Here is a 14562-nt window from a genome sequence, read left to right on the forward strand (position 1 = left end):
CGGTGTGCGCGCGTTTTCGCCTGCACGGAGGAGGAAGTCATGCGTTATCGCCCACTCGGTTCCGATCCGGCCGACCCGCGGCTCGGGCGGTTCATTCCGGACGACTGGCGGCACGTGGAAAGGTATCCGTTGTCCGCGCTCGCCGAAGACGACCGGCCCACCCGGGCGCCCGTCGTGATCGGGGTCAACTGGTACTCCGCGTTCGACGAGCCGGAACAGGACGAGACCTCCGGCGAGTTCTTCATCGCGCGGGCCGGGGCCGAGAAGCTCGGCCGGGTCCGCGGCGGGCACTGCGTGTGCCTCGAACCGGGCGGGACGCCGGACACCGACGCCTGGTACACGTTCTACGACCAGGGCCGCGAAGGCGCCTGCGTCGGCTTCGGCTGGTCGCGGTGCATGTCGATCTTCAACGGCAGCGAGTACACCGCCCGCTGGCTGTGGGACTCGGCCAAGAAGCGCGACGAGTGGCCCGAGACCAACCCCGGCGACGACAACGGCACGTCCGTCCGCGCCGCGGCCGAGGTGCTCGCCGAAGCGGGGCACGTCCTCTGGGACAACTCCTACGCCGGCGACGACTGGCAGAAGCGCGAGCAGTACGTGCCGGAAGCCAAGCAGGGCATCAAGGCGTTCCGCTGGGCCAAGTCGGTCGACGACGTGCACGCCGTGCTCGGCAACCCGCGGGCCGACGAGCTCGGCGCCGTGCCGATCCTCAACTCCTGGGGCCCGGGCTACCCGCACCGGACCTACCTGCCCGACGCCGTCCTGGCCCGGCTGATCGAAGAGGAAGGCGAAATCGCCGTCCCGACCGACCGGTGATCGGCTGCCGCTCCCGCGGCGCGTGAAAACGAGGGCGCGTTTCCCCAGGTGAATGCCAGGGGGGACGCGCCCTCCGGCCACTTCGGACACGTCAGCGTGCCGACCCTGAATCCATGCAGTACTGTCCCGATCCGACAGGGTAGTGGGGATTCCTGTGGGTTGTTGTCCAGTTTGAAAGAGGTGGGTCGGGTGCTCGTCCTAGCCGATGCGAACCTGCGACTCGACGCGAGCGCGATCGACTACATCGAGTTGGCGTTCTATTTCGTGCTCGTACTCGGCATCGGGTACCTGGCACGGCGTCAGGTGTCCAGCAGCCTCGACTTCTTCCTGTCCGGCCGGTCGCTGCCCGCCTGGGTCACCGGCCTGGCGTTCATTTCGGCGAACCTCGGCGCGGTCGAGGTGATGGGAATGTCGGCCAACGGCGCCCAGTACGGCCTGCCGACCGTGCACTATTTCTGGATCGGCGCCATCCCGGCGATGCTGTTCCTCGGCATCGTGATGATGCCGTTCTACTACGGCTCCAAGGTCCGCAGCGTCCCCGAGTTCATGCGCCGGCGCTTCGGCAAGCCGGCCCACCTGGTCAACGGCATCAGCTTCGCCGCCGCTCAGATCCTGATCGCGGGCGCGAACCTGTTCCTGCTGGCCAGTGTCGTGAACCTGCTGCTCGGCTGGCCGCTGTGGGTCTCGATCATCATCGCCGCCGCGATCGTGCTGTCCTACACCGCGCTCGGCGGCCTCTCCGCCGCGATCTACAACGAGGTCCTGCAGTTCTTCGTGATCGTCATCGCGCTGGTGCCGCTGACGATCATCGGCCTGGTCAAGGTCGGCGGCTGGGAGGGCCTGGTCGACAAGGTCACCAACAGCCCCGGCGGCGACGCGCAGCTGCACTCGTGGCCCGGTGACAACCTGACCGGCTTCGGCAACAGCATCCTTTCGGTGCTGGGCATCGTGTTCGGCCTCGGCTTCGTCCTCTCGTTCGGTTACTGGACGACGAACTTCGTCGAGGTCCAGCGCGCGATGGCGTCGAAGAGCATGTCCGCCGCGCGGCGGACGCCGATCATCGGCGCCTTCCCGAAGATGCTGGTCCCGTTCATCGTCATCATCCCGGGCATGATCGCCGCGGTCAGCGTGTCCGAGTACGTCAAGGACAAGCAGGTGCTGCTCGACGGCGGCAAGGCCGAAAGCGGCGTGACGTTCAACAACGCCCTCCTGCTGCTGATGCGCGACCTGCTCCCGAACGGCATGCTCGGCATCGCGATCGCCGGTCTGCTGGCCTCGTTCATGGCCGGCATGGCGGCCAACCTGAGCTCGTTCAACACCGTCTTCACGTACGACATCTGGCAGACCTACATCAAGAAGGACAAGCCGGACGGCTACTACCTCCGCCTCGGGCGCGTGGTGACCTCCGGTGGCACGATCCTCGCGATCGGCACGGCGTTCATCGCGTCGAACTCCGGCAACATCCTGAACTACCTGCAGGACCTGTTCTCGTTCTTCAACGCGCCGCTGTTCGCGACGTTCATCCTGGGCATGTTCTGGAAGCGGATGACGCCGCAGGCCGGCTGGCTCGGCCTCGTGCTCGGTACCGCGTCGGCGATCACCGTGTGGGGCCTCTCGCAGGCCGGGGTGCTGGGCCTGACCGGCCAGGGCATCAGCTTCGTCGCCGCCGGGACCGCGTTCGTCGTCGACATCGTCGCGAGCGTCGTGGTGTCGCTGGCCACCAAGCCGAAGCCGGACGAGGAGCTCGTGGGGCTGGTCTACTCGCTGACCCCGCGCGACTCGCTCAAGCACGACGACACCGGCGAAAACGCGGGCTGGTACCGCAAGCCGGGCCTGCTCGCGGGCATCGTGCTCATCCTGACCATCGCCCTCAACGTCATCTTCTAGGGAGGCACGCATGGCTACCGAGTCCGGCGCACGGCCGCACAAGGCAGGCGCCTTCGACATCCGGCTGATCATCGCCCTGCTGATCGGCGTCTACGGCGTGATCTTGACAGTGATGGGCATCGCCTTCACCTCCGACGCGGACATCGAGAAGGCGGCCGGCGTCCGCATCAACCTGTGGGCCGGGATCGGCATGCTGGTCGTCTCCGCACTCTTCATCATCTGGGCGAAGGTGCGGCCGCTCGTCGTGCCGGCCGCGACCGAGACGGAAGACACGGCGCCCGCCGCGGGCGAATAGCCGGGTTGTCCGGACAGCGGCGCGGGGTTGCGGCTACCGTGCACCGCGTGCTCCTTCACGCCCGGCGCCGCCGTCTCCCGAAGCTGTTCCTGCTGGTCACCGCCCTCGCGCTGCCGCTGACCGCGTGCGGGCAGGACCTCGGCCGGTCCAACTTCGCGCGGACGACGGTGCCCGCCGCGGCCGGCACGGGCCAGGTCGCCGACGGCCCGATCACCGACGCCGCCGTGGCGACGAACGTGCTGCGCGCGATCAAGCCGTGCCAGTTCCTGACCAAGGACGCCCTCGGCGCGCTCGGCCTCGGCACGGTCGAGGACGACCCGTCGCAGTCGTCGATCGCCTTCGACACCTGCAGCAACAAGGTGAAGGACCCCGGCGGCAAGGAGATGCGGCTCGAGGTCGAGCTCGGGAACACCCTGCTGCCCCGGGCCGACAAGACGACCGGCCAGGTCGGCGGGCTGCCGCTGCGCGTCAACAAGACCGGCGACACCGACTGCATGCTCGCGGCGATGACGGCGCTGAACCCGGACCTGGGGCTCACCGTGTCGGTCACCTACCCGGGCGACCCGTGCCGTCCCGGGCAGGCGGTGCTGGAGGCGGCCGTCCAGAAGGTGCACAACTCGCCGGAGAAGTACTCGACGCCGCCGGGCACCACGCTGACCGCCGACCCGTGCGCGATGGCCGACACTTCGGCGGTGAGCGCCGCCGTGCCGTCGGCGAAGTCCGTGCCCTCGGGGCTGCACTCGTGCGACTGGAAGAGCAACGGAACGGACCCGACGGTCACCGTCAAGTTCCGGCCGGGCCTGCCCCCGATCGTCGGCGACGGTTACTCCAAGGTGGACATCGGCGGCGGCGTCACCGCGTTCCGGAAGCAGACCAGCACGAGCTCGTCGCGGTGCACGGTGGAGTGGCAGCACCGGCCCTGGGAGGGCGACGACGTCGAACTGGCCCAAGTGGACTACGGCAGCTACGCCGCCGAACCGGCCGACGACGACCCGTGCGGCAAAGCGGTGACCGTCGCGAAAAACGTCGTCACGAAGCTCCCCAAACCCTGATCTGGCGGTCGGCCGCGCGGCGAGGTAGGAAGGGGGCACCCCACCCGCCGATGTGCCGGAGGTTGCCGTGAAGAAGATCATCAACGATCCGGCGAACGTGGTCGCGGAGTCGCTGCGGGGCCTCGCCGCCGCGCACTCCGACGTCCTGCGCGTCCAGTACGACCCCGATGTCGTCGTCCGGGCCGACGCGCCGGTCGCGGGCAAGGTCGCCGTGATCTCCGGGGGCGGGTCCGGGCACGAACCGCTGCACGGGGGCTTCGTCGGCCAGGGCATGCTCGCCGCCGCCGTACCCGGCGCCGTGTTCACCTCGCCGACGCCGGACGCCGTGCAGGCCGCCGTCACCGCGACCACCGGCGACGCGGGCGCGCTGCTCATCGTCAAGAACTACACCGGGGACGTGCTGAACTTCGAGACGGCCGCCGAGCTGGCCGCCGCCGAGGGCCTCGAGGTGCGCAGCGTCGTGATCGACGACGACGTCGCGGTCAAGGACTCGACCTACACCGCCGGCCGCCGCGGGGTCGGCGGGACGGTGCTGCTGGAGAAGATCACCGGCGCCGCCGCCGAGCGCCGGGACTCGCTCGACGCCGTGACCGCGCTGGCGGAGAAGGTGATCGGCCGGGTCCGGTCGATCGGTGTCGCGCTGACCGCGCCGACCGTGCCGCACGCCGGCACCCCGAGCTTCGACCTCGACGACGGCGAGGTCGAGTTCGGCATCGGCATCCACGGCGAGCCCGGCCGCGAACGGATCCCGCTCGAACCGGCCGACGCGCTGGTGGCGCGGCTGGTCGATGCCGTCGTCTCGGACCTGCCCTTCGCGTCCGGCGACCGCGTCCTGCTCTTCACCAACTCCATGGGCGGCACCCCGCTCGTCGAGCTGTACCTGGCCCACGGCATCGCCGAGCGGCTGCTGGCCGAGCGTGGGATCGTGGTCGAACGCCGGCTGGTCGGCCCGTACATCACCAGCCTCGAGATGCAGGGGATGAGTCTGACGTTGCTCAAACTGGACGACGAGCTGACCGAGCTCTGGGACGCGCCGGTCAACACCGCGGCGCTGCGGTGGGGGCTCTGATGACCTGCAAGGCCGAGGGAGTCGCGGCGGCCGTGCGCGCCGCCGCTGCGGTGGTCGCCGAGCACCGCGCGGAACTGGTCGAGCTCGACCGCGCGATCGGTGACGGCGACCACGGCGAGAACCTGAACCGCGGGTTCACGGCCGTCGTCGCGGCGCTCGACGCCGGTGCGCCGGACACGCCGGGCGGGGTACTGAAGCTCGTCGCGACGACGTTGATCTCCAAGGTGGGCGGGGCCGCGGGCCCGTTGTACGGCACGGCTTTCCTGCGTGCCTCGGCCAAGCTGGGCGCGGCCGCCGACCTCGACGTCCCGGCGTTGCTGGACGCGCTGCGCGCCGGCCTCGAAGGCGTCCAGGCCCGCGGGAAGGCCGTCGGTGGCGACGCGACCATGGTCGACGCCCTGATCCCCGCGGTCTCGGCCGCGGAGAAGGCAGCGGAGGACGGCGGTGACGTCGCCGCGGTGCTGACCGCCGCGGCCGACGCGGCCGACCGCGGCGCGGAGTCCACAGTGGATCTGGTACCGCGCAAGGGCCGGGCGTCCTACCTCGGCGAGCGCGCGGTCGGGCACCTGGACCCCGGCGCCCGGTCGTCGGCGCTGCTGCTGCGCGCGTTCGCGGAGGCGGCCCGGTGAGCGTGGGGATCGTGCTCGTTTCGCACAGCGCCAAACTCGCCGAGGGCCTGGCCGAGCTGGCCGCCCAGATGGCGCCCGACGTCACCATCGTGCCGGCCGGCGGCCTCTCCGACGGCTCGATCGGCACGGACTACGACGAGGTGGTCGCAGCCACCCAGCGCGCCGACCGCGGCGACGGCGTCGTGCTGCTCTACGACCTCGGCAGCGCGCAGATGACCGCCGAGCTGGCCGTCGAATCGCTGGCCGACCCGTCGGCGGCCATCGTCGCGGACGGCCCGCTGGTCGAGGGCGCGATCGCGGCGGCCGTCGCGGCGCAGGCGGGGCAGGACCGCAAGGCGGTGGCCGAGGCCGCCGCGGCGGCCGGGATCCCCGAGGACCTCGAGCCGGCCGAGGCCACGGCGGGCGGCGCCGAAGTCGAGCTGGAGCTGCGCAACGACGTCGGGCTGCACGCCCGGCCCGCCGCGGTGCTGGTGCGCACGCTCAGCGAGTTCGACGCCGAGGTCACCGTCCGGCTCGGTGACCAGGAGGCCGACGGCCGCAGTGTGCTGGCCCTCATGTCGCTCGGCGCCCGGCAGGGTGACCGGATTCTTTTGCGGGCCCGCGGCCCGCAGGCCGCTGCGGCGCTGCAGAAGGCAAAGGAGCTCGTGGACGGCAATTTCGGCGAGTGAGCCGCGTTCGCCGACCGGGTGACTTGAGCCGTACTGACTCGATTCCGTCTGGGCTTCGCGCGGTTCCGCGTGGCAGTATCGGGGCAATTACCAGCGAGTAACATCTCTGGAGGCCTCGATGACGCGGGACATTTCGACGGTCGGAGTGATCGGCCTGGGCACGATGGGGGCCGGGATCGCCGAAGTGCTCGCGCGCAGCGGGCTCGACGTCGTCACGGTCGAGCTCGACGAAGCGGGGGTCGCGCGAGGTCGCGGGCACCTGCGGCACTCGACCGAACGGGCGCTCTCCGGCGGCAAGCTGGATTCTGCCGGTCGTGACGCGCTGCTGGGTCGGATCCGTTACGGCACTTCACTTTCCGATCTGTCCGATGTGGACCTCGTGATCGAGGCGATCCCGGAGAGCCTCGAACTGAAGGCCGACGTCTTCACCGAGCTCGACAAGATCACCCGGCCCGAAGTCGTGTTCGCGTCCAACACGTCTTCGCTGTCGATCACCGAGATCGGCGTGCACACCACGCGTCCCGGCAAGGTCGTCGGCATGCACTTCTTCAACCCGGCGCCGGTGCAGAAGCTCGTCGAAATCGTGAAGACGGTGGTGACCGAGCCGGAGGTGGTCACCGAGGTGGTCGAGTTCGCCGAGCGGCTCGGCAAGGTGCCGGTGGTGATCGGCGACCGGGCCGGGTTCATCGCGAACGCGCTGCTGTTCGGCTACCTCAACCACGCGGTGCGGATGTACGAGCAGCGCTACGCCACGCGCGAAGACCTCGACGCCGCGATGCGCTTCGGCTGCGGCTACCCGATGGGCCCGCTCGCGCTGCTCGACCTGATCGGGCTGGACACCGCGAACGAAATCCTCGACACGATGTACCACCAGTCCCGCAACCGCCTGCACGCCCCGGCGCCGCTGCTCAAGCAGATGATCACGGCCGGCCTGCTCGGCCGCAAGACCGGCCGCGGCTTCTACACCTACGACGCCCCGGACTCGCCGAACGTGGTCGCTTCCGATACTGCGTCCACTGTGGACTCGGTGCCGCCGAGGCCGGTCGCGCGGGTCGGCGTGGTCGGCACCGGGACGATGGCCACCGGCATCGCGGAGGTGTTCGCCAAGCGCGGCCTCGACGTCGTGCTGCGCGCCCGGAGCATGGAGAAGGCCGAAGCGTCGGTGGCGAAGGTGAAGAAGTCGCTCGACAAGGCCGTGGTCCGCGGCAAACTGTCCGAAGAGGATGCTGCGGCGGCACTGGCCCGGATCACCCCGGTGACGGACTTCGAGGCACTGGCCGACGTCGACCTGGTCGTCGAGGCGGTGGCCGAGGAACTGCCGGTGAAGCAGGCGGTGTTCGCGGCTTTGGACGAGGTGGTCCGCCCCGGCGCGGTGCTCGCCACGACGACGTCCTCGCTGCCGGTGATCGAGTGCGCGGCGGCGACTTCGCGGCCGTCCGATGTGGTCGGTCTCCACTTCTTCAACCCGGCCCCGGTGATGAAGCTCGTCGAGGTGGTGTCGACGATCGCGACCGCCCCGGACGTGGTGTCGACGGCGAGCGCGGTCTGCGCGGCGGTCGGCAAGCACGCCGTCCACTGTGGCGACCGCGCGGGGTTCATCGTCAACGCGCTGCTGTTCCCGTACCTCAACGACGCGGTGAAGATGCTGGAAGCCCACTACGCGGAGGCGGACGACATCGACACGGCCATGAAGGTCGGCTGCGGCTTGCCGATGGGCCCGTTCGAGCTGCTGGACGTCGTCGGCTTGGACGTCTCGCTGGCGATCCAGCGGACGTTGTACCTCGAGTTCCGCGAGGAGGGCTTCGCCCCGGCGCCGCTGCTGGAGCACCTCGTGACCGCCGGGCGGCTGGGGCGGAAGACCGGAAAGGGCTTCAAGACCTACTGATCAGCGCCCGGCCACCTCGCTCAGGACCGGCTTGACGTCCAGGATCGGCGTGCCGTCGATGGCTTCCAGCCCGGTCACCGTGAGCGTGCCGCCTTCCGCCGCGGTCACGGTGACCGGGTGCAGGCCGATCGGGTTCGGGCGGTCCGGGGAGCGCGTCGAGAACACGCCCGTCGTGGGGCGGGCCGGGTCGCCGCGGGGGCGGACCGCCTGGACTTCGCGGTCGGCTTCGTGCAGCCACGTGAGGAGGACCAGGCGGTCGCCCGGTTTCAGGTCGGCCGCGGCCGCGTGGAACTCCGGGGCGAAGACCACCCAGGCCGGTGGGGCGCCCTCGGCGCCTTGTTTCGGCGCTGCGCTCCGGTGGGTCAGGGGCGATTCCACGTGGGCCACCGGGCGGACCTCGTAGCCCGTCACGTGTAGTAGCCCTCGACCGGCACGCGGGCCTCGTCGAACAGGGCGGGGCCGTCGAGTTCGTAGCCCCACTCGACCGGCGGACGCAGGGTGAGGAACTGCTCGGTCGAGAGCGCGTACACGACGCGGCCCAGCCCGGACCGCTCGATCGCGCCGGTGCACATCCCGCACGGCTGGGTGCTGGTGTACATCGTCGTCGCCGCGGCCGTTTCCGGGTCCAGGTTCTGGGCGGCCCAGCGCGCCAGCTTCAGCTCCGGGTGCGACGTGATGTCGTTGTCGGTGATCGACGTGTTGCGGTCTTCGGCGATCACCTTGCCGTCGGCGTCGGCCAGCAGCGAGCCGAACGGCGGGTTGCCGTGCTCCTCGCGCGCTTCGCGGGCCAGCTCGATCGCCCGCCGCAGCAGGGTTTCTTCGGCTTTCTTCACCGGTTCTCCTTCCAGGACGCGGCGATCGCCGCGAGGTCACGCCACGCCACCTCCGGGTGGAGGGTTTCGGCCGGGTCCGTGTCGAACGGGTCGAGCACGACGGTCTCCGCGCCCAGCTCGCGCAGCTGCGTCAGGTCGTCGAGGACCTGTTCGAGGGTGCCTTCGCCGGCGCGCCGGCCCGGCCCGGTCACCGGTGCCCCGGTCAGCCGCAGGAGGATCCGCGGCGCGAAGGCAGGCGCCGACCGGTCACCGGCCAGCTTTTCCAGCCGTGCCAAGCCTTCCCGGAAGCCGGCCATCGTCAGCCGCAGCGGGTGCCACGCGTCGCCGAGCTCGATCGCGCGGCGCAGGCCGGCGTCGCTGTGGCCGCCCAGCCAGAGCGGGATCGGGCCCGCGCGGTAGTCGTCGTGGTCGGCCCAGGCCGCGCGGATCGTCCGGAGGTACTCGGTGGTGAGCTTCCCGCGTTGCCCGAACGGCACGCCCAGTGCGTCGAACTCCTGCTTCGCCCAGCCGATGCCGGCGCCGAGCACCAGCCGGCCGCCACTCAGCGCGTCGAGGTTCGCCGCCATCCGGGCCACCAGCAGGGGGTGCCGGTACGGCACGACCAGCACGGTGGTCCCGAGCCGCACCCGCTCGGTGACCCCGGCCAGCCACGACAGCGTCGTGAACGGCTCGTAGAACGGCGCCGGGTACTGCCCGGCGACGTCCGGCGTGATGGCGACGTGGTCGGACACCATCAGCAGGTCGTAGCCGAGGCCTTCCACCGTCCGCGCCCACGCGCGCAGCACGCCCGGATCCGTGCCGGGACCGAAGTTGGGGACGTTCACGCCGATCTTCACCGGAAAAGGCTATCGGCGCCGCGGCCCTGGCAGGAAGGGAACAATCACGGCGTTGGCCGGCTCGGGCCGTGGATCTCGCGGTACATTCGGCGAATGACCGAGAGTCTCGATCAGACGGACTGGGCGATCCTCGTCGAGCTCCAGCGCGACGCCCGGCTGCCGCTCACCGAGCTGGGCCGCCGGGTCAACCTCAGCGCGTCCGCGACGACCGAACGGCTCCGCCGGCTCGAAGCCACCGGCGTGATCACCGGTTACCGCGCGCAGATCGACCTCGGCAAGGTCGGCTACGCGGTGCTCGCCGTCGTCCGGCTGAAGTACCCCGGCAGCCGGCACGAGGCCCTGCACAAGCTGCTCGCCGATCGCCTCGAGATCCTCGAATGCCTGCGCACCACCGGCGACGACTGCTACACGCTCAAGATCGCCGCCGCCTCGATGGCCCACCTCGAGCACACGATGGACGAGCTCGCCCAGTTCGGCAGCACCACCACGAACGTCGTGTACAGCCAGACCCTGCCCTACCGCGGTCCGCAGGAGCCCGCCCGTGACCCCGGTGCCTGAGCGCATCGTCGTCTACGGCGTGACCGGCTCGGGCAAGTCGGCGCTCGCCGCCCGCATCGCCGAACGGACCGGCCTGCCCTACGTTTCGGCGGACGACCTGAGCTGGCAGCCGGGCTGGGTGCCGGTGCCGAACGAGGAGCAGCGCCGCCGGATCGCCGAGGTCTGCGCGGGGGAGCGGTGGGTCCTCGACGCCGCGTACGGGAAGTGGCGGGACGTCGTGCTGGCGCGCACCCAGCTCGTGGTGGGGCTCGACTACCCGCGCTGGCTGTCGCTGGGCCGGTTGGTGCGCCGGACGGTGCTGCGCTCGGTGACCCGCGAGCGGATCTGCAACGGCAACGTCGAGTCGGTCCGCCAGGTGTTCTCGGCGGACTCGATCATCCGCTGGCACTTCACGTCGTTCGCGACGAAGCGCGCGCGGATCCGGGCGTGGGCCGCCGAGTCGCCGGGCCCGGTCGTCGTCCGGCACACCTCCCCGCGCGAGACGCGCCGCTGGCTCGAGAACCTCTGACATCAGGCGCCGGGAGGTAGCAGCGGGCCGCCGCTCCAGTGCTGGAACACCAGGTTCGTGTGGACGCGGGCCACCTCGTCCCGCGCGGTCAGCTCGTCGAGCACCAGGCGTTGCAGCTCGCCGGCCGAGCTGGTGGCCACGTGGGCGAGGAAGTCGTCCGGGCCGGTCAGGTGGTAGACCGCGCGGACCTCCGGCAGGGACAGCAGGTGCTCGATGAACGGGTCGACCAGCGGGCGCCGGTGGGGGCGGACCTGGACGAACAGGAAGGCTTCCAGCGGACGGCCCAGCTTCGCCGCGTCGACCGAGGCGTGCTGGCCGGTGATCACGCCCGTGTCGCGCAGCCGGGCTACGCGGTCGAGGCAGGTCGACGGGGCGATCCCGACGGCGGCCGCGAGGTCCTTGTTCGTGATCCGGGCATCGTTCTGGACGAGACGCAAAATCTCGAGGTCCACCGGACTCAGTTCGACGGAATCGGACATCGGCGAATCATATCCGAGACTGTTGCCTTCGATCCGGGGAAAGATCGAGCATGCTGCCATGACTTCCTCGCTGCGAACCCGCGCTGTGCACGCCGGCCGTGACGACCTCACGGACCTCGGTGTGCACGCCGCTCCGCTCGACCTGTCCACGACCTACCCGTCCCGCGACAGCGCCGCCGAAGCCGCCCGGATCGACGACTTCGCCGCCGGTGGCGAGCTCGACGGCCCGCCGATCTACGGCCGGGTGGGCAACCCGACGGTGGAGAGGTTCGAGCGGGCCCTCGCCGAACTCGAGGGCTTCGACCACGGCGTGGCGTTCGCCAGCGGGATGGCCGCGGTCTCGGCCTGCCTGCTTTCCGCGGTGGCGCAGGGGAAGCGGCACGTCGTAGCCGTGCGCCCGCTGTACGGGTGCAGCGACCACCTGCTCGAGTCCGGGCTGCTCGGCACGGAGGTGACCTGGGCCGCGCCCGACGCCGTCGCGGCCGCGCTCCGGCCGGACACCGGGCTGGTGTTCGTCGAGACGCCCGCGAACCCGACGCTGGCCGAGGTCGACCTCGCCTCGCTGGCGGCCGCCTGCGGGGACGTGCCTCTGTTGGCGGACAACACTTTCGCGACCCCGGTGCTCCAGCGCCCGGGCCGCCAGGGGGCGCGGATCGTGCTGCACAGCGCGACGAAGTTCCTCGGCGGCCACGGCGACGTGATGGGCGGGATCGTCGCTTGTGACGCTTCGGAAGCCGCCCGGCTGCGGCAGATCCGCTTCGCCACCGGCGGTGTGCTGCACCCGCTGGCCGGATACCTGTTGCTGCGCGGGCTTTCCACGCTGCCGCTGCGCGTCAACGCGGCGTCGGCCACCGCGGCGACGCTGGCCGCACGGCTCGGCGAGCACCCGGCCGTGACGGCCGTCCACTACCCGCGGATCGGCGGGCCGCTGGTGGCGTTCGAGGTCGACGGGGACCCGCACGCCCTGATCGGAGCGGTCCGGCTGATCACGCCGGCGGTGAGTCTCGGCAGCGTCGACACGCTGATCCAGCACCCCGGTTCGATCAGCCACCGGATCGTCGAGGAGGGCGACCGCCACGGTGCCGGGGTGTCGGACCAGCTGATCCGGATGTCCGTCGGGCTGGAGGACGTCGAGGATCTGTGGGCCGACTTGGAGCAGGCGCTGAAGGCGGTCTAGCCGCAGCAGCCGCCACCGCAGCAGCCCCCGCCGGCCGGGGCCGCGGGACCACTCGCGGCTCCGGTGAGGGCGACGGTGGTGAGCAGCTTGACGGTGTCGGAGTGCCCCTCCGGGCAGGGCGCCGGCGCACCGGATTCGCTCATCGGGCGCAGGAGCTCGAAGGTCTCGGTGCACTCGCGGCAGCGGTAGGCGTAGGTCGGCATGGGGCGATTATCGCCGGAGTGCCCGCGGGAAGGGAAGCTGGGCGCCGGAGGGGTTCGGGTCGCGCGGCAGAGAGGGAGCCGTGCGCTTGAGCGGGACCGGGCCGCGCGGGTGGCTGGGGAGCTGGCGCTGGGGCTCGGACTGCTTGGCGGTTGGAGTTGGGCCCTGAGTAGGAGCGGACCGCGCGGGCGGTTGAGGCGCTGGTGTGGGGCCGGACCGTGTGGCGGTCGAGATGCTGCGCGCGCAGGGGGCTGGGACCGCGTGGCGAAGGGGAAGCTGGGCGTTCCGCCGGGGCTGGGACCGCGTGGCAGAGGGGAAGCTGGGCGTTCCGGCGGCACTCGGACTGCGCGGCGGTTGGAGCTGCGCGCAAGAGCAGGACCGGGCCGCGCGGGGGGTGGGAAGCTGGGCGTCGGCCGGGGATTTGGCGCTCGGGCCGCCGGGAGTGGCCGGCGGTGGGAAGCTGGGCGCGTGCAGCCGCCTTCGCTTGCCGATGTTCCTCATCTCGGCCAGGTCGTTCCGTCCCTGCTTGCCGCGCTCGGGGTGCCCGGGTGCGGGAACACCCTTGCCCTGCCGGAGGCGCGTAGTGCCGGGGTGCTGCTCGTCGATGGGCTCGGCTGGGAGCTGCTCGCCGAGCACGCCGCCGATGCCCCCGTGCTGACCGAACTCGCTCGCGAGTCGCTGCGGGTGGGGTTTCCGTCGACCACTGCCGCCGGGGTGGCTGCGATCGGTACCGGGCTCGCGTCGGGTGAGCACGGGATGGTCGGCTACACCTTCGAAATGCCCGGCGCTGGCGTGCTCAACGCGTTGCGCTGGTGCAGCCACGAGGACGGCAGTGACCTGCGCGGCGCCCTCCCGCCCCGCGATGTCCAGCCGTTGCCGACGACGTTCGAGCGGGCCGCCGCGGCCGGGATCGATGCCGCGGTGGTGTCCGCCGCGAAGTTCGCCGACACCGCGCTGACCCGGGCCACCCAGAGCGGGGCGCGCTACGCCGGGGTGCACGCGCTGGGCGACCTCGCCGCGCGGACGTTGTCCGTGCTCGACGGGCGCGCGTTCTGCTACTCCTACCACAGCGAACTCGACCTGCTCGGCCACGTCTACGGACCCGGCTCGGCCGCCTGGCGGATGCAGCTGCGGCAGGTCGACCGGCTCGTCGAGTCCATTGTGGACGGTCTGCCGGCCGGTGCGCTGCTCGCCGTCGTGGCCGACCACGGGATGGTGACCGTCGACGACAAGCTCGACCTCGAAGACGAGCCGGAGCTGCTGGAAGGCGTCCGGACGTTCGGGGGCGAGGTGCGGGCCCGGCACGTCTACACCGAGCCGGGCGCGGCCGCGGACGTCCTCGCCACCTGGCGGGCCGTGCTCGGAGAGCGGGCCTGGGTGCGCTCGCGGGAGGAAGCCGTCGCCGAGGGGTGGTTCGGGCACACCGTCAGCGACCGGGTGCTGCCGCGCATCGGGGACGTCGTCGCCGCGGCCCGGGACCGGTTCGGGATGGTGCGCGGGCTCGCGGAGGCCGTCGAGTCGTCGCTGGTCGGTCAGCACGGGTCGCTGACCACCGCCGAACAGCTGGTTCCGCTCGCACTCGCCCAGGGCTGACGGATCCCGGTTTCCGGGAACGTGCCCCGGCGGGAACTTTCCCCCGGCCGGTGCCGACCTGTCCACTGCGTACCGG

17 protein-coding genes are annotated in these 14562 nt (G+C 71.3%); 12 read left to right on the forward strand and 5 right to left on the reverse strand.

Annotation, left to right across the window (positions count from 1 at the left end; genetic code table 11):
* The first annotated feature begins 39 nt into the window (after positions 1 to 39).
* The 8 genes from MUY14_RS45460 to MUY14_RS45495 all read left to right on the forward strand — a co-directional run bounded on the left by MUY14_RS45460 (position 40) and on the right by MUY14_RS45495 (position 8301).
* Positions 40 to 816 carry a hypothetical protein gene (locus MUY14_RS45460; RefSeq protein WP_247019187.1) on the forward strand — a complete coding sequence of 259 codons (777 nt, stop codon included), beginning with the start codon at positions 40 to 42 and terminating at the stop codon, positions 814 to 816.
* Positions 817 to 1005: 189 nt separating this feature from the next.
* Positions 1006 to 2703 carry a sodium:solute symporter family protein gene (locus MUY14_RS45465; protein ID WP_247019189.1) on the forward strand — a complete coding sequence of 566 codons (1698 nt, stop codon included), beginning with the start codon at positions 1006 to 1008 and terminating at the stop codon, positions 2701 to 2703.
* A gap of 10 nt (positions 2704 to 2713) precedes the next feature.
* The gene (locus MUY14_RS45470) at positions 2714 to 2998 is read left to right on the forward strand and encodes a hypothetical protein (RefSeq protein ID WP_247019191.1); all 285 of its coding nucleotides are present in this window, start codon (positions 2714 to 2716) and stop codon (positions 2996 to 2998) included.
* Positions 2999 to 3045: 47 nt separating this feature from the next.
* Positions 3046 to 4050: a DUF3558 domain-containing protein gene (locus MUY14_RS45475; protein ID WP_247019193.1), complete on the forward strand. Its 1005-nt coding sequence runs from the start codon at positions 3046 to 3048 to the stop codon at positions 4048 to 4050.
* A gap of 67 nt (positions 4051 to 4117) precedes the next feature.
* On the forward strand, positions 4118 to 5119 hold the full coding sequence (gene dhaK / locus MUY14_RS45480; protein WP_247019195.1) for a dihydroxyacetone kinase subunit DhaK: 1002 nt from the start codon (positions 4118 to 4120) through the stop codon (positions 5117 to 5119).
* Positions 5119 to 5748, forward strand: a complete 630-nt coding sequence (dhaL, locus tag MUY14_RS45485) for a dihydroxyacetone kinase subunit DhaL (RefSeq protein ID WP_247019197.1) — start codon at positions 5119 to 5121, stop codon at positions 5746 to 5748. The genes dhaK and dhaL overlap by 1 nt, the downstream gene beginning before the upstream one ends.
* Positions 5745 to 6416, forward strand: a complete 672-nt coding sequence (dhaM, locus tag MUY14_RS45490; RefSeq protein ID WP_247019199.1) for a dihydroxyacetone kinase phosphoryl donor subunit DhaM — start codon at positions 5745 to 5747, stop codon at positions 6414 to 6416. Before dhaL ends, dhaM begins: the two co-directional genes overlap by 4 nt.
* A gap of 118 nt (positions 6417 to 6534) precedes the next feature.
* Complete coding sequence (locus MUY14_RS45495; protein WP_247019201.1) at positions 6535 to 8301, forward strand: 3-hydroxyacyl-CoA dehydrogenase family protein; 1767 nt, start codon at positions 6535 to 6537, stop codon at positions 8299 to 8301.
* Here MUY14_RS45495 and tsaA read toward each other — a convergent pair whose 3' ends face one another.
* The 3 genes from tsaA to MUY14_RS45510 are packed head-to-tail and all read right to left on the reverse strand — an operon-like array spanning position 8302 to position 9970.
* Positions 8302 to 8712, reverse strand: coding sequence for a tRNA (N6-threonylcarbamoyladenosine(37)-N6)-methyltransferase TrmO (gene tsaA, locus MUY14_RS45500; protein WP_247019203.1), 411 nt, complete (start codon positions 8710 to 8712; stop codon positions 8302 to 8304).
* Complete coding sequence (locus MUY14_RS45505; RefSeq protein WP_247019204.1) at positions 8709 to 9134, reverse strand: nucleoside deaminase; 426 nt, start codon at positions 9132 to 9134, stop codon at positions 8709 to 8711. The genes tsaA and MUY14_RS45505 overlap by 4 nt, the downstream gene beginning before the upstream one ends.
* Positions 9131 to 9970: an LLM class flavin-dependent oxidoreductase gene (locus MUY14_RS45510; protein WP_247019207.1), complete on the reverse strand. Its 840-nt coding sequence runs from the start codon at positions 9968 to 9970 to the stop codon at positions 9131 to 9133. Before MUY14_RS45510 ends, MUY14_RS45505 begins: the two co-directional genes overlap by 4 nt.
* Before the next feature lie 93 nt (positions 9971 to 10063).
* Here MUY14_RS45510 and MUY14_RS45515 point away from each other — a divergent pair, with 93 nt between their 5' ends.
* Positions 10064 to 10528, forward strand: coding sequence for an Lrp/AsnC family transcriptional regulator (locus MUY14_RS45515; RefSeq protein ID WP_247019209.1), 465 nt, complete (start codon positions 10064 to 10066; stop codon positions 10526 to 10528).
* Positions 10512 to 11036, forward strand: a complete 525-nt coding sequence (locus tag MUY14_RS45520) for an adenylate kinase (RefSeq protein WP_247019211.1) — start codon at positions 10512 to 10514, stop codon at positions 11034 to 11036. Before MUY14_RS45515 ends, MUY14_RS45520 begins: the two co-directional genes overlap by 17 nt.
* Before the next feature lie 2 nt (positions 11037 to 11038).
* Here the strand turns inward: MUY14_RS45520 and MUY14_RS45525 are convergent, their stop codons facing one another.
* The gene (locus MUY14_RS45525) at positions 11039 to 11515 is read right to left on the reverse strand and encodes an Lrp/AsnC family transcriptional regulator (protein ID WP_247019213.1); all 477 of its coding nucleotides are present in this window, start codon (positions 11513 to 11515) and stop codon (positions 11039 to 11041) included.
* A 58-nt stretch (positions 11516 to 11573) separates the two neighbouring features.
* Between MUY14_RS45525 and MUY14_RS45530 the strand changes: the two genes are divergently transcribed.
* Positions 11574 to 12692 (forward strand): PLP-dependent aspartate aminotransferase family protein, encoded by a 1119-nt coding sequence (locus MUY14_RS45530; RefSeq protein WP_247019215.1) that lies wholly within the window; start codon positions 11574 to 11576, stop codon positions 12690 to 12692.
* Here MUY14_RS45530 and MUY14_RS45535 read toward each other — a convergent pair.
* Complete coding sequence (locus MUY14_RS45535) at positions 12689 to 12895, reverse strand: zinc ribbon domain-containing protein (RefSeq protein WP_247019217.1); 207 nt, start codon at positions 12893 to 12895, stop codon at positions 12689 to 12691. The genes MUY14_RS45530 and MUY14_RS45535 overlap by 4 nt on opposite strands.
* A gap of 466 nt (positions 12896 to 13361) precedes the next feature.
* Between MUY14_RS45535 and MUY14_RS45540 the strand changes: the two genes are divergently transcribed.
* Positions 13362 to 14486 carry an alkaline phosphatase family protein gene (locus tag MUY14_RS45540; protein WP_247019219.1) on the forward strand — a complete coding sequence of 375 codons (1125 nt, stop codon included), beginning with the start codon at positions 13362 to 13364 and terminating at the stop codon, positions 14484 to 14486.
* Positions 14487 to 14562: the final 76 nt, after the last annotated feature.

The organism is Amycolatopsis sp. FBCC-B4732 (assembly GCF_023008405.1).
GTDB classification, from domain to species: domain Bacteria; phylum Actinomycetota; class Actinomycetes; order Mycobacteriales; family Pseudonocardiaceae; genus Amycolatopsis; species Amycolatopsis pretoriensis_A.

Excerpts from the sequence above, each read along its gene's own strand:
- MUY14_RS45460 (WP_247019187.1), top strand. The coding sequence starts at position 40 with ATGCGTTATCGCCCACTCGGTTCCGATCCGGCCGACCCGCGGCTCGGG.
- MUY14_RS45495 (WP_247019201.1), top strand. The coding sequence starts at position 6,535 with ATGACGCGGGACATTTCGACGGTCGGAGTGATCGGCCTGGGCACGATG.
- MUY14_RS45470 (WP_247019191.1), top strand. The coding sequence starts at position 2,714 with ATGGCTACCGAGTCCGGCGCACGGCCGCACAAGGCAGGCGCCTTCGAC.
- MUY14_RS45515 (WP_247019209.1), top strand. The coding sequence starts at position 10,064 with ATGACCGAGAGTCTCGATCAGACGGACTGGGCGATCCTCGTCGAGCTC.
- MUY14_RS45525 (WP_247019213.1), bottom strand. The coding sequence starts at position 11,515 with ATGTCCGATTCCGTCGAACTGAGTCCGGTGGACCTCGAGATTTTGCGT.
- dhaL (WP_247019197.1), top strand. The coding sequence starts at position 5,119 with ATGACCTGCAAGGCCGAGGGAGTCGCGGCGGCCGTGCGCGCCGCCGCT.
- MUY14_RS45530 (WP_247019215.1), top strand. The coding sequence starts at position 11,574 with ATGACTTCCTCGCTGCGAACCCGCGCTGTGCACGCCGGCCGTGACGAC.
- MUY14_RS45535 (WP_247019217.1), bottom strand. The coding sequence starts at position 12,895 with ATGCCGACCTACGCCTACCGCTGCCGCGAGTGCACCGAGACCTTCGAG.